Raw genomic sequence first — 12,762 nt, 5'->3', positions numbered from 1 at the left:
CGCTCAGTCCCGGCCGAAGCGGTAGCCGAATCCCCGGATCGTGGTCAGCAGCCCCGGCCGGTCGAGTTTCGCGCGCAGCTGGGTCAGGTGCACGTCCAGCGAGCGGGAGACGGCGAGGTACGCGTCGCCCCAGACCTCGTCCATCAGCTGCTGGCGGCTCACCGCGGTGCCGGGCCGGGCGGCGAGCACCGCCAGCACGGCGAATTCCTTGGTGGTGAGGCCGATGTCGGTCCCGTCGACCAGCACCCGCCGGGCCCCGAGGTCGATCTCGACGTCCTCGACGCGGACGACGTCGTCCTGGGGCGCGGCCGTGATGGCGGCGCGGCGCACCACCGCGTCCACCCGCGCCAGCAGTTCGGCGAGGCGGACCGGTTTGGTCAGGTAGTCGTCGGCGCCGAGCCGCAGCCCGCGCACCACGGACCGCTCGTCCCCGCGCGCGGTGAGGACCAGCACCGGCACCAGTGACACCTGACGGACCTTGCGGAGCACGTCGAGCCCGTCCATGTCGGGCAGGCCGAGATCCAGCAGGATCACGTCGGCCTCGCGATGCCGGTGCAGCGCGTCGCAGCCCCGGATCGCGTGGGAGACGGTGTGGCCACGCGCTTGCAGCGTTTCGGACAGCGCGTCGGCGACGCCGGCGTCGTCTTCGACCAGCAGCAACCGCATGACCACACCTTCCCGTCTAACGGCCGGACACCGGCTCAGGTTGCTTCTTGTTGTCGAGTTCCGAGGTCTTCGAGGTTTCCCGCATTGTGCCGTACACGATGAGCGACACCAGGACACAGCCCGCGACGTAGTAGAAGAACACCGATTCGTGGCCCGCTCCCTTGAGCGCCTGCGCGATGAGCTCGGCGGTGCCGCCGAAGATCGCCACGGTGAGCGCGTAGGGGAGGCCGACCCCGATCGCGCGGATCTTCGTCGGGAACAGCTCGGCCTTCACGATCGCGTTGATCGAGGTGTACCCGGTGACGATCACGAGGCCGGCCAGCATCAGCAGGAAGGCGAGCACCGGCTGCTTGGTCGCGCCCATCAGCGTCATGATCGGGACGGTCAGGAGCGTGCCGCCGATGCCGAAGAACATCAGCAGCGGGCGGCGGCCGATGCGGTCGGACAGCTTCCCCGCGAGGGGCTGCAGGATCGCGGCGACGAGGATCGCGCAGAACAGGATCAGCGTGACCGTCCGGCGCGGGATGCCCGCGGTGTTCTCCATGAACTTCTGGCTGTAGGTGGCGAAGGTGTAGAACGACACCGTTCCGCCGAGGGTGAGGCCGACGACGAGCGCGATCTCCTTGGGGTACTTGATCAGCGCGCGCAGCGTGCCCTTGTCGCCCGCGTCCTTGCCGGTGCCGGACGCCTTGGCCTCCTCGAAGCTGGCCGACTCGTCCATCCCGCGGCGCAGGAACATCACCACGACCGCGGCGAGCGCGCCGACGGCGAACGCGATCCGCCAGCCCCACGAGGTCAGCTGCTGCTCGGTGAGGATCGACTGCAGCAGGAGCTGGAGGCCGAGCGCGAGCAACTGGCCGCCGTACAGCGTCACGTACTGGAAGCTGGAGTAGAAACCGCGTTTGCCCGGAGTGGCCACTTCGGACAGATAGGTCGCGGAGGTCGAGTACTCGCCGCCGACCGAGAGCCCTTGGACGAGCCGCGCGATCAGAAGCAGGATCGGCGCGGCGATCCCGATACTGGCGTAGGTCGGGGTCACGGCGATCATCAGCGACCCCGTCGCCATCAACGTGACGGAAAGCACGAGTGCGCTTCGTCGCCCGAAGCGGTCGGCGAACCGGCCCAGCATCCAGCCGCCGAGTGGCCGCATGAGGAAGCCGACGGCGAACACCGCCGCGGTGCCGAGGAAGGCCGCCGTCGTGTCCTTGGTGGGGAAGAAGGACTTGGCGAAGTACGTGGTGAAGGCGGCGTAGGCGTACCAGTCGTACCACTCGACCAGGTTGCCGATGGAGCCGCGCAGCACGTTGCCGACGACTCGCCTCTCGCTTACGGGCGGCGACGCTTCGCCGATCCGGGTTGTCATCTTTGACCTCCTGTGTTCCGGCTCACGGTGAACAATCCGTGACGGCCGGGCAAGGTTTCGGCCCGCTTCCTAACATCCGCTTAGGACGGTCGCGGTTACCCGGAGGTAGGGGTGGCGCGGCTCCGCCGTGCGCCGGGCGAGCCGATAGCCTCAGTGCGGTCACGGACGAAGACGAGGCGAGGAGAGCTGAAGTGGGACGGTCGGTACTGGTCACCGGCGGCAACCGCGGCATCGGTTTGGCGATCGCGAAGGACCTCGCGGCGCAGGGACACAAGGTCGCGATCACGCACCGCGGTTCCGGCGCGCCCGACGGCCTCTTCGGGGTGCAGGCCGACGTCACGGACGCCGAGCAGATCGACGCCGCCTTCAAGCTCGTCGAGGAGCACCAGGGCCCGGTCGAGGTCCTCGTCGCGAACGCGGGCATGACCGACGACACCCTGCTCATGCGCATGAGCGAGGAGCAGTTCACCCGGGTGGTGGACGCCAACCTCACCGGCGCCTACCGGGTCGCCAAGCGCGCCTCCCGCGGCATGCTGCGCGGCAAGTGGGGCCGCTACATCTTCATCTCGTCCGTCGTCGGCCTCACCGGTTCGGCGGGCCAGGTCAACTACGCGGCGAGCAAGGCCGGTCTCGTCGGCCTCGCCCGCTCGCTCGCTCGTGAGCTGGGCTCGCGCAACATCACCTCGAACGTCATCGCCCCGGGCTTCGTCGCCACGGACATGACCGACGAACTCGGCGAGGACCGCAAGAAGGAGATCCTCGCCCAGGTTCCCTCCGGCCGGTACGCCGAGCCGTCGGAGATCGCCGCCGCCGTCCGCTACCTCGCCTCCGAAGAAGCCGGGTACGTGAACGGCGCGGTGCTGCCGGTCGACGGCGGCCTCGGCATGGGCCACTGACGTCCCCCGTTTTCCCGTACTGATCGAAACCACTCCGGACTGGAGGTCCCGTGCCAGGACTGCTCGAAGGCAAGCGCCTGCTGATCACCGGCGTCATCACCGACGCCTCGCTCGCGTTCCACGCGGCCAAGATCGCGCAGCAGGAGGGCGCGAAGGTCGTGCTCACCGGCTTCGGCAGGCTGTCGCTCGTCGAGCGCATCGCCAAGCGTCTCCCCGAGGAGGCGCCGGTGCTGGAGCTGGACGTCACCAACCAGGAGCACCTCGACTCGCTCGCCGACCGCGTCCGTGAGCACGTCGACGGTCTCGACGGTGTGCTGCACTCGATCGGATTCGCCCCGCAGTCCTGCCTCGGCGCGCCGTTCCTGGACGCCCCCGGCGAGGACGTGAAGGTGGCTGTCGACGTCTCGGCGTTCTCCTTCAAGTCCCTCGCCGTCGCGACCTTGCCGCTGCTCTCGCCCGGCTCGTCGATCGTCGGCATGGACTTCGACGCGCGCGTCGCGTGGCCCGTCTACAACTGGATGGGCGTGGCGAAGGCCGCGCTGGAGTCGGTGAACCGGTACCTGGCGCGCGACCTCGGCCCGAAGGGCATCCGGGTCAACCTGGTCAGCGCCGGTCCGATGAAGACCATGGCGGCGAAGTCGATCCCCGGTTTCTCCGAGCTGGAAGAGGGCTGGGGCGACCGCGCGCCGCTCGGCTGGGACAGCTCCGACCCGGACCCGACGGCGAAGTCCGTCTGCGCCGTGCTGTCGGACTGGCTGCCCGCCACGACCGGCTCGATGATCATGGTCGACGGCGGAGTGCACGCCCTCGGCATCTGATTTCTTTCAAACGCGTGAAGGCCCCCTTCCCTCGGCTGAGTCGAGGGAAGGGGGCCTTCACGCGCTTGCAAGCGGCGGCGGGCTGGGGATGAGTGGCGATTCGGGTTACTGGGCCGAAAGTCGAAGGTGTCAGGCCGGTCGGCGAAGTCCGTGAAGGCCTCCTTCCCTACTTTCAGGGTAGGGAAGGAGGCCTTCACAGCCTGGTGCAGGTCATCGATAAGGCAAAGGTGGCGTTCGCGATCAGCCAGGTCTGCTTCTCCGGTCCCTGTTCCCAATGTCGCATTTGTGTCGCTGAGCGTCTCGAATGCGACATTGGGAACATCGCCGCCGAGCCCGACCCGGCAACCTCTCGACGTTTCAGGGGAGGACGGCGTTCGCGACGTGCCAGGAGTCCTCAAGGAGCAGGTACTTGGTGATCAGGCCGTCGTCGTTCACCTCGAACTCGATGGTGAACGCCGTCTCGATGACCTTGCCGGTGCTGCGGATGATCGAACGGAGACGGCCGATCGCCACCGCGTGCGGCCCGTCGGTGAGCACCCGTTCGACGTCGAACCGGTCCTTGATGAGGCCCTTGTCGAGCAAGTCGTAGAACTCGCGGATCTCCGCCGGGTTGCGGCGCGGGCCGATCCACGGGACCAGCTCCGTCGCGCCGGGGATGTCCCAGGCGACGTTGTCGGCGAAGAGTTCCGAGGCGCCGTCAGTGTCCCCTGTGGACATTCGTCGGAAGAACTCGTCGAGAGTCGTTCGGGTTCGGTCGGACATGATTCTCCTTACTGGGTAACAGGTTCGCGAAGCAGGCGGGTGTCGTCGGTGCGCTGGACACCGGCGGCGAAGGTGAGCGCGAGCACGGTGGCGGCCCCGAGCCCGACGCTCACCCACGCGACGCTGGGATAGCCGAGACCGGCGTCGATCGACTCGCCGCCGAGCCAGGGGCCGACGGTGTTGCCGACGTTGAAGGCGGCGGTCGTGCTCGCGCCGACGAGCGTGGGCGCGTTGCCCGCCACGGCGAAGGCGCGGACGTTCAGGGCGGGGTTGATCCCGAATCCGGCGACGCCGAACAGGAACACGGCGAAGATCGCGACCGGCGTCGCCGGGCCGGAGAGCGCGAGCAGCACCAGGGCGAGCAGGGCGACGCCGAGACCGCCGTAGAGGGTCGCGAAAGGCCGCGCGTCGGCGAGTCGTCCGCCCGCGGTGATGCCGATGAGCGCGCCGAGCCCGAACAGCGACAGCACTCCCGGAACCCAGCTTTCCGGCAGCCCGGCGATCTCGGTCAGCAAGGGTGCGAGGTAGCTGAAGGTCGCGAAGATCATCCCCTGCGCGAGCGCGATCACGCCGAGCGCCAGCCAGAACCGGCCGCCGCGGTAGAGCCGCAGTTCGGTGGCGACGTCGGTCTTGTCTTCGCCGTTCTGGGTTTCCGGGACGAGGGCGAAGACGCCGATCAGCGCGATGACGGTCAGTGCCGTGACCGCCCAGAACGCCGCCCGCCAGCCCGCGTGCTGGCCGAGGAAGGTCCCGGCGGGCACGCCGGCGATGTTCGCGACGGTGAGCCCGCCGACCAGGATGGCCAGCGCCCGGCCGCGGCGTTCGACCGGGACCAGTGCGACGGCGGTGGCCGCCGCGACCGCCCAGAACCCGGCGCAGGCCACCGCGCTGACGACGCGGGTCGCGAAGAGCAGGGCGTATCCGGACCCCAGCGCGCCGACGACATGCGAGATCCCGAAGACGACGAGCAGGGCCATCAGGGTGGCGCGCCTCGGCACCCTCAGCGTCGCGATCGCGAGCAGGGGAGCGCCGACCACCATGCCGATCGCGAAGGCCGAGATGAGCAGCCCGGCCTCCGGGATGCCGACGTTCAGATCGGCCGCCATCCCCGGCAGCAGGCCGGTGATCATGAACTCGGACGTGCCGAGCGCGAACACGCTCAGTCCGAGTACGCAGACTGCCAAAGGCACGGGAATTCCTTCCATTTTGTATCGATCAGTCTAAAATGTGGGCAGCGTTGCGCACGGGTCTTGTTTCGGTCTACTTCGCGGCGATCGCGTTCAGTGCGATGTCGGCGACGGCCTCCATGGCCGCCCGCCCGGCGCCGCGGCGGGACAGCAGCCGGAGGCCGGCGACGGTGCTGTGCGCGAACTCGGCGATGGCGCCGGGATCGCGGGCGCTGTCGAGCGTCCCGTCGAGCTGTCCTTCCCTGGCGCCGGCCGAGAGAAGGGCGAGGTGCCGTCCGGTGTCGGCGTCGATCCGCGCCTTGATCTCCGGATCACGATCGCCGAACTCGGCCACGGTGTTCACCACGAGGCAGCCTCGGCCGTGGTGCGCGACTTCCTCGTCGATCGTGAACGAGAACAGGGCGCGGAACCGCTCGATCCCGGTCCCGGGTTCCTCCATCAAGGCCGTTCTGGCCACGATCCCGCGCTCGGCGTAGTGGTCGAGCGCGCGCACGAAGAGTTCGTGCTTGCTGGTGAAGGTGTTGTAGATGCTGCTGCGGCCCAGGCCGGTGGCTTCGCAGAGAGCCTGGGTCGACGTGCCCTCGTAGCCGCGGGCCCAGAACGCGTCCATGGCGCGCCCGATCGCGGCGCGCTCGTCGAATTCCTTCGGCCTGGCCATGAAAGCGACCGTACCAGGTTTTGGATCGGTCGGTTCAAAATGGGCCGGGTCAGCGTGCGGGGCGCCACAGCGGCAAGATGACGGTGTGAGTTACGACGCGCTGCTTTGGCTTTCGTTCGGTGGTCCCGAGGGGCCCGACGAGGTGATGCCGTTCCTGGAGAACGTCACCCGGGGTCGGGGAGTCCCTCGGGAACGGCTGCTCGAAGTCTCCGAGCACTACCAGCACTTCGGCGGGGTCTCGCCGATCAACCGCCTGAACCGGGACGCGATCTCCGCGGTGGAGAAGCAGCTCGCGGCCGCGGGGATCGATCTGCCCGTCCACTTCGGCAACCGCAACTGGCGGCCGATGGTCGAGGACACCCTCGCGGAGATCACCGAGGCGGGCGCTCGGCGCGTCCTGGTCTTTCCCACGAGTGCCTACGGCGGCTACTCCGCCTGCCGTCAGTACGACGAGGACATCGAGCGCGCCCGCGCGGCCGTCGGCGACGGCGCGCCGGAACTGGTGAAGCTGCGGCAGTTCTTCGACCACCCGCTGTTCATCGAGGCCTTCGCCGACGCCGTCCGCGCCGCGCACGCGAAGTTGGGGAACGAGCCCGGAACTCGGACGGTCTTCTGCGCCCACTCGGTGCCCGAATCCGCCGACACCGCGTCCGGGCCGCCGTCGGAAGGCGGCCGCCGCTACTCGCGCCAGATCGCCGAGGCCGCCCGTCTCGTCGCGGCCGAAGCGGGGATCGAGACCTACGACGTCGTCTGGCAGTCGCGCTCCGGCCCGCCGCAGGTGCCGTGGCTGGAGCCGGACATCGTCGACCACATCGACGCGCTCCACGCGGAAGGCGTCACCTCGGTGGTCGTCTGCCCGGTGGGCTTCGTGTCCGACCACCTCGAGGTGATCTGGGACCTCGACAACGAGGCCGCCGAGCGGGCCGCCGAGCACGGCATGGGCTTCGCGCGGGCCGCGACGCCGGACACCGACCCGCGGTTCGCGGAACTCGTCGTCGAACTGGTGCGGGAGCACACGGAAGGGGCGCCGGCGCGGAAGCTGTCGCCGTTCCCGGCGGCCGGGTGCACGGTCAACGGGGCGCCCTGTGCGATCGGATGCTGCGAGCCCGCGAAGCGCCCCGCGCGCCCGTAAGTGGTCAGGCCTCGTGAGTGGCGATTCGGATTCCAACCGTCCTTGGCGATCGCCGGTTCCGTGAAGGCCTCCTTGAGGGACCCAGAGTCCCTCAAGGAGGCCTTCACGGACAGAACCCAGCAGGTACCCAAGACACGCTTCGCTCTAGCTCGAATCGTCACTCGTGGGTCGCTCAGTCGTAGAAGCCCATGCTGGTGGAGCTGACCTTCAGGTGCTTGGTCTTGGTCAGCGTCCCGCCGTAGTGGTAGCAGCGGATGCCGGTGTCCACCAGCTCGTCGTCGACGCCCAGCCGAACGGTGGTCACCTCGGGGATCTTGTCGCAGCGAAGGACGTCTTCGGCGTCGAGCGGGTCGCCGTTCTGGAAGGCCATGATCGATTCGTGGAACTCCCGGTGTACCTCGTCCCGGACGAGGAACCGCGCCTTGGCGGTGATGTCCTGCTTGTATCTGTCCATGAAGCTGCCGGGGGAGTAGTCGTAGACCCGGGCGTCGATCTGGACGGTCTGGTCCTTGAAGCGGGCCGAGCAGCTCAGCGAAGAGCCGGAGAACTCGCCGCACTGAAGCGTGAGGCCGGGATTCGGCCCGCCGATCATGGTCTCGGCCCGTCCTTTGATGTCGTGCTGGACTTTGCCCGCGAGGTCACGCGGTGAGTCCTCGCGATTCGCCGCCGAGGTGGGCGCGGGGCTGGGGACGAGTTCCGTGGTGGCCTCGTCGTATCTCGGTCCGCACGCGCTGAGCAGGGCGAGCGAGGTGACGGCGAGCACCGGCGCGGCGCGACGTGTCATGGGGTCTTCCTCGGGGTGGCGGTGATCCTCGACAGGTGGAGGTCGATCAGGCCGATGGCCTCGTCGCCGGTCTGGTAGCCCAGCAGCACCGCGTCCCCGAGGCCGGACACCAGGGCCAGGAGCAGGGCCGCTTCGGTCGCGGGGTCGACGGTGGGCAAGAGATCCCCGCCGTCCCGGGCGGCGGTGAGCAGAGCCGCCACCGCGTCGCGGAGCAGTCCGTGACCGGTCCGGAAGTGACCGGCGATTTCCGGATCCTTGAGCGCGCGCACGATGAAGGCGTTGGCGACCAGTGCGGCGTCCCGGCCGGGCTCGTCGAGAGGCAGCAAGGCGATGAGCAGGTCCCGGACGCGGGGCTTCACCTCCGGCGGGGTGGCGATGCGCTCCTCGAGTCCACCTCGCAAGGTGGTGACCGCGAAGCGCAGCATGTCGTCCCTCGACGCGAAGTAGTGCTGGACGAACCCCTTCGAGATCCCGGCTTCGGCCGCGACCTCGTTCAGGCTGACCCCTTCGAGCCCCCGATCGGCCGCGATACGGCGGACGGCCGCGGCGATCTGCTGCCGCCGGTGCTCGTGATCGACTCGCTTGGGCACCCGCTCCTCCTTTTGGCCATCCGATCGGATTGCAAACTTATCACCAACTGCTTTACAATCCGATCGTACCGTAAAAGAGGAGGGCGAAATGAAGCTGGGCGGGTTCGCCTCGTCGGAGGCGCGAGCCGAGTACGAGGCCGTCTACGAACGCGGTCTGGCGGCACTGCCCGCGCCGACCGGGACGCACGACATCCGGACGGAGTTCGGGGTGGCGCGCGTGTACCGGTTCGGGCGGCCGGGCGGGACGCCGATCGTGCTGTTGCCCGGACGGGCCGGGACCGTCGTGATGTGGGAGCCCAACCTCAAGGCGCTGATCGGGCACGGCGAGGTCTACGCGGTGGACCTCATCGGCGAGGCCGGGCGCAGTGAACAGACCGTGCCGATCCGCGATGGCGCGGACCAAGCCGCCTGGCTGACCACGGTGCTCGCGGAACTCGACCTGCCGTCCGTGCACCTGGTCGGGTACTCGTTCGGCGGCTGGCTCGCGGCCAACCTCGCCGTACGGGCACCGGAACGGCTCAAGTCGCTCACCGTGATCGACCCCGTGCTGACGTTCGGCGGACTGACCGCGGGGCTGGTCGTCCGTGCCACGCTCACCGCGGTCCCCGTCGTCAACCGCTGGGCCCGCCCGTCGTTCCTCCGCTGGATCTCCGGCGACGCGGAAGTCGACGCCACGGATCCGGTCGCGCGGGTGATCGACGAAGGAATGCGGACCTACCGCATCGCCCTGCCGTCGCCCAGGTTGTTCACCGACGCGCAGTTGCGGTCACTGCGGATGCCCGTACTGGCCCTGATCGCCGGGCGCAGCGTCATCCATCACCCGGAACGCGCGGCCGCCCGCGCTCGCAAGCTCTTGCCGCAGGGGCAGGTCGAACTCTGGCCGTCGGCGACCCACGCCATCGCGGGTGAGGCCGCGGACGAGGTCAACACGCGGATCTTGACCTTCCTGTCGGAATGCGACGCGGCAGGGAAGACGCCATCGTGACGGCACGCGGCAAGAACCCGACGCTTTCCTTGCTGCTCTGGGACGTCGCGCTGCCGTTGGCCGCCTACTACGGGCTCCGGATCGCCGGGCAGAGCGAACAGGTCTCGTTGCTGGCCGGGGCGGTGCTGGCCGCCTGCCGGATCGCCTGGGTCGCCGTCCGCGACCGGTCCTTCGACGGCTTCGCCGCGTTGCTGGCCGGGGTCCTCGGGGTCGGGCTCGTGCTCTCCCTGGTCACCGGTGACGCGAAGTTCTTGTTGCTGAAGGAATCCTTCGGCACCGCGACGGCCGCGATCGTGCTGCTGGTGAGCTGTTTCGGCCGTACACCGATGGTGCTGGTCGCCGTGCGCGCCGGTTCCAGCGCGGCGAAACGCGCCGAGATCGACAGGCTCAGTGACGAGGACCCCGCTTTCCGCCGGGCCTTCACCCGGATGTCGGCGGTGTGGGGAATCGCGCTGCTGCTGGAGGCCGCGGTCCGGGTGCCGCTGGTCTACCTCTTGCCTGCCGACGTGATGAACGCGCTCAGCGTGGTCCTGCTCCTCGCCGTCATCGGCGGACTTTCCCTCTGGACGGTCCGGTACGCCGAGAAGGTCCAGAAGAGCTACCTCGCGACCTGCGAAATCCTGTAACGGTCTGTGGCGGGCGAGCGTTTCGTCCGGTAGGGAACAACGGGGGTGGATCGGTGGGCTGCGGTCAACGGACGAGATACGGTACTGCGTGTCGTAATGCTCCCTGGGCCGGCTGGAAAGCTCATTGGCCACCTCCGGCTGACCCTGGCCGGTGTCACTTGCATCTCAGTACCGCTGATAAAGCCATCGTCGAGCTTTGGGTGGGGCACGAGTCGCCGGTACCGGCTTCTGAGGATGAACCGGCTTGCTGGTCGTGGCCGGCCATCGGCGGCGAGGGGAATGGCTTTGTCGAGCACGACGAGACTTCGGCGGCAGGTCAACGCCTGCTTCGGCGGTGGCAGGATGAGCGATGCGCGATCTGCGGGGAACGCGGAAAGCTCTATCTGGATCATGACCACGACAGTGGGCTGGTGCGCGGACTGTTGTGTCACTCGTGCAATACGCGGGAAAACGGAAGTCTGATCTGGGAAAATTACAGAGAGAGGCCACCGTCTCGAATCTTGCGGCTCGAGTTCCGCTACTTTGACCCTAACCTTGCGGGCCATGCGCCCGATCTCGCCGAATTTCGGGAGAGCTTGAACGGGTTTGTCTCGGGCGGGTGTTTTCGTTGTTTTGCGGCCAAGGGTGACCCGTGTGGCTGTCCGCCGTTCTATCGACTGGATCCGATCCAGCTCGCGCGTAGTCTCGGAAGGTTTGTTCTGGTCGCAGCGGCGATGAGAGTGAACGGGCTCCGTCATCTGCTGCAGACCTCAGTGACAGACTTGCGCGACCTCGAAGGGCAGTTCGTTCGGGACTTGATTCTGCTGCCACGCCTCGACTATATCGCGGGAAAGTGGTTTGGCGGTAAAACGTTGGCATCTATGGCTTCAAAGCCGGTCGACCAGGCCGAACGTTCTTACGAAGTCGAACCCGATGGGTTTGCCGTGGGCGATGTCGGCGTTCCGATATTTTTCTGCGGCAGGCTCGTAGCGGCGATGGGGGAAGCTGGGAAGATCGCCATGATCAACGGTGACCTGATTACTCAGGGCAATTGCTTTCAGTTCTCTTCGAGGCTCGGTTTGGCTCTGTCTGACGTCGGCTCTGACGGTGTGGTAAAAGTCGAAGCGGGTTTGCTCGTGCTTTTGTCTTCCCTTCTGTTGTGGGTGGCTGATCGGGTTCTTCACTTTGATTGGGAGGGTGAGAATCCGGAGATTTCCGCCGAGCTGGCTGAAGCATTTCGATCGGATGCCGAACTTGTCCGCAAATTGCTGGCGAGAGTGGGCTAGTTGTCGCGCGGTTTCGGATGGGGAGATCCTCCGCGCTCACCGACGGTGGTCGGTATCCTCAGTGGGTGCATCGGCCGCAAACCAATCGAGTCGAGGACGCAGAGGTCCACGGCCATGTCGTCCAGGTCGGTCAGGTCCACGGCGATCTCGTCGTCGGCGCGGGCGCCGGTCAAGCCCCAGCCCTGACCCCGCTGCGCGAGGCCGACCCCGTGCGTCTGGGGGTACACCGGCCGATCCGCCTCGGCGATGACACGTCGATGCCGGATTACGTTCCCCGGGACATCGATCCGGAACTGCGTTCGCTGGTCGGAGAGGCCGCGGAGGCCGGGGGCTTCGTGCTGGTGGTCGGGGGTTCCTCCGTCGGGAAGACCAGGTCTTTGTTCGAGGCGCTGCGTGCGGTTGTGCCGGACTGGTCGCTGGCCCACCCGTCGGGCGAACAGTGGCTGACCGGACTGGACCGAGTCGTCGTCTGGCTGGACGAACTGCAGCAGTACCTGAACGGCAGGGACGGGCTGACCGCGTCCGACGTACGGGACCTGCTCGGTCGTGGCGTGATCGTGGTCGCCACGCTCTGGCCTCATTACTACGACACCTACACCAGGACCACACAGACCGTGGAGGACGACCGCTTCGCCTTTGAACGAGAGCTGCTGAAGCTGGCGACGGTGGTCCGCTTGGGGACCGACTTCACCGCTGCAGAGACAGAGCGGGCTCAAAAGGCCGCTACCCACGACGACCGGCTCCGGCACGCGCTGGAGGCGAAGGACTTCGGGGTGGCCCAGGTGCTTGCGGCAGCGCCCCAGATCGTGCACCGCTGGGAGAACGCGAGCGGCTACGCACGCGCCGTCTTGACTGCCGCGATGGACTGCGTATTGCTGGGCGCGCAGCAGCCCGTGCCAGCCGAGGTCTTTCGCGCGGCCGCTCCCGGCTATTGCACGCCTGCCGAACGGGCTGGAGCGCCGCCGGACTGGTTCGAAAAGGCCTTGGCCTATGCCACGTAACCTCTGCTCGGTTCCACTGCGCCCCTGAT

14 protein-coding genes are annotated in these 12,762 nt (G+C 67.9%); 7 read left to right on the top strand and 7 right to left on the bottom strand.

Going from position 1 to position 12,762, the window contains the following annotated elements; all coding sequences use genetic code 11:
• Positions 1 to 3: 3 nt before the first annotated feature.
• Both B0293_RS20145 and B0293_RS20140 read right to left on the bottom strand, forming a co-directional pair.
• Entirely contained in the window at positions 4 to 666 is a 663-nt protein-coding gene (locus B0293_RS20145; protein WP_005150145.1) for a response regulator transcription factor, read from the bottom strand.
• A 16-nt stretch (positions 667 to 682) separates the two neighbouring features.
• Positions 683 to 2,029: an MFS transporter gene (locus B0293_RS20140; RefSeq protein WP_005150152.1), complete on the bottom strand. Its 1,347-nt coding sequence runs from the start codon at positions 2,027 to 2,029 to the stop codon at positions 683 to 685.
• Positions 2,030 to 2,220: 191 nt separating this feature from the next.
• On the opposite strand from B0293_RS20140, the gene fabG reads away from it, so the two are divergent.
• Positions 2,221 to 2,925, top strand: a complete 705-nt coding sequence (fabG, locus tag B0293_RS20135) for a beta-ketoacyl-ACP reductase (RefSeq protein WP_005150154.1) — start codon at positions 2,221 to 2,223, stop codon at positions 2,923 to 2,925.
• A 50-nt stretch (positions 2,926 to 2,975) separates the two neighbouring features.
• Entirely contained in the window at positions 2,976 to 3,743 is a 768-nt protein-coding gene (fabI, locus tag B0293_RS20130; RefSeq protein ID WP_005150156.1) for an enoyl-ACP reductase FabI, read from the top strand.
• Between the two features lie 357 nt (positions 3,744 to 4,100).
• On the opposite strand, the gene B0293_RS20125 is transcribed toward fabI, so the two are convergent.
• From B0293_RS20125 to B0293_RS20115, 3 genes are all read right to left on the bottom strand, one after another.
• A complete protein-coding gene (locus B0293_RS20125) occupies positions 4,101 to 4,505 on the bottom strand; it encodes a nuclear transport factor 2 family protein (protein ID WP_005150165.1) in 405 nt (134 codons plus the stop codon).
• 8 nt (positions 4,506 to 4,513) lie between these two features.
• Positions 4,514 to 5,695, bottom strand: a complete 1,182-nt coding sequence (locus B0293_RS20120; RefSeq protein WP_005150167.1) for a Cmx/CmrA family chloramphenicol efflux MFS transporter — start codon at positions 5,693 to 5,695, stop codon at positions 4,514 to 4,516.
• A 70-nt stretch (positions 5,696 to 5,765) separates the two neighbouring features.
• Entirely contained in the window at positions 5,766 to 6,350 is a 585-nt protein-coding gene (locus tag B0293_RS20115; RefSeq protein ID WP_005150169.1) for a TetR/AcrR family transcriptional regulator, read from the bottom strand.
• 85 nt (positions 6,351 to 6,435) lie between these two features.
• Here B0293_RS20115 and B0293_RS20110 point away from each other — a divergent pair, with 85 nt between their 5' ends.
• A complete protein-coding gene (locus B0293_RS20110) occupies positions 6,436 to 7,482 on the top strand; it encodes a ferrochelatase (RefSeq protein WP_005150173.1) in 1,047 nt (348 codons plus the stop codon).
• Between the two features lie 172 nt (positions 7,483 to 7,654).
• Here B0293_RS20110 and B0293_RS20105 read toward each other — a convergent pair whose 3' ends face one another.
• Both B0293_RS20105 and B0293_RS20100 read right to left on the bottom strand, forming a co-directional pair.
• Complete coding sequence (locus tag B0293_RS20105) at positions 7,655 to 8,266, bottom strand: hypothetical protein (protein WP_005150176.1); 612 nt, start codon at positions 8,264 to 8,266, stop codon at positions 7,655 to 7,657.
• Positions 8,263 to 8,856 carry a TetR/AcrR family transcriptional regulator gene (locus tag B0293_RS20100; protein WP_005150178.1) on the bottom strand — a complete coding sequence of 198 codons (594 nt, stop codon included), beginning with the start codon at positions 8,854 to 8,856 and terminating at the stop codon, positions 8,263 to 8,265. Before B0293_RS20100 ends, B0293_RS20105 begins: the two co-directional genes overlap by 4 nt.
• An 88-nt stretch (positions 8,857 to 8,944) precedes the next feature.
• Between B0293_RS20100 and B0293_RS20095 the strand changes: the two genes are divergently transcribed.
• The 4 genes from B0293_RS20095 (at position 8,945) to B0293_RS43940 (ending at position 12,733) form a co-directional block, all read left to right on the top strand.
• On the top strand, positions 8,945 to 9,841 hold the full coding sequence (locus B0293_RS20095; protein ID WP_005150180.1) for an alpha/beta fold hydrolase: 897 nt from the start codon (positions 8,945 to 8,947) through the stop codon (positions 9,839 to 9,841).
• A complete protein-coding gene (locus B0293_RS20090) occupies positions 9,811 to 10,467 on the top strand; it encodes a DUF3159 domain-containing protein (protein WP_245191808.1) in 657 nt (218 codons plus the stop codon). The genes B0293_RS20095 and B0293_RS20090 overlap by 31 nt, the downstream gene beginning before the upstream one ends.
• A 158-nt stretch (positions 10,468 to 10,625) precedes the next feature.
• On the top strand, positions 10,626 to 11,732 hold the full coding sequence (locus tag B0293_RS20085) for an endonuclease domain-containing protein (RefSeq protein WP_209437235.1): 1,107 nt from the start codon (positions 10,626 to 10,628) through the stop codon (positions 11,730 to 11,732).
• 65 nt (positions 11,733 to 11,797) lie between these two features.
• The gene (locus B0293_RS43940; protein ID WP_005150183.1) at positions 11,798 to 12,733 is read left to right on the top strand and encodes a hypothetical protein; all 936 of its coding nucleotides are present in this window, start codon (positions 11,798 to 11,800) and stop codon (positions 12,731 to 12,733) included.
• Positions 12,734 to 12,762: the final 29 nt, after the last annotated feature.

The sequence above is a fragment of the Amycolatopsis azurea DSM 43854 genome, from assembly GCF_001995215.1.
GTDB lineage: Bacteria > Actinomycetota > Actinomycetes > Mycobacteriales > Pseudonocardiaceae > Amycolatopsis > Amycolatopsis azurea.
Note: the sequence above shows the minus strand (reverse complement) of the source record. Positions and strands in the feature narration are given on the sequence as shown.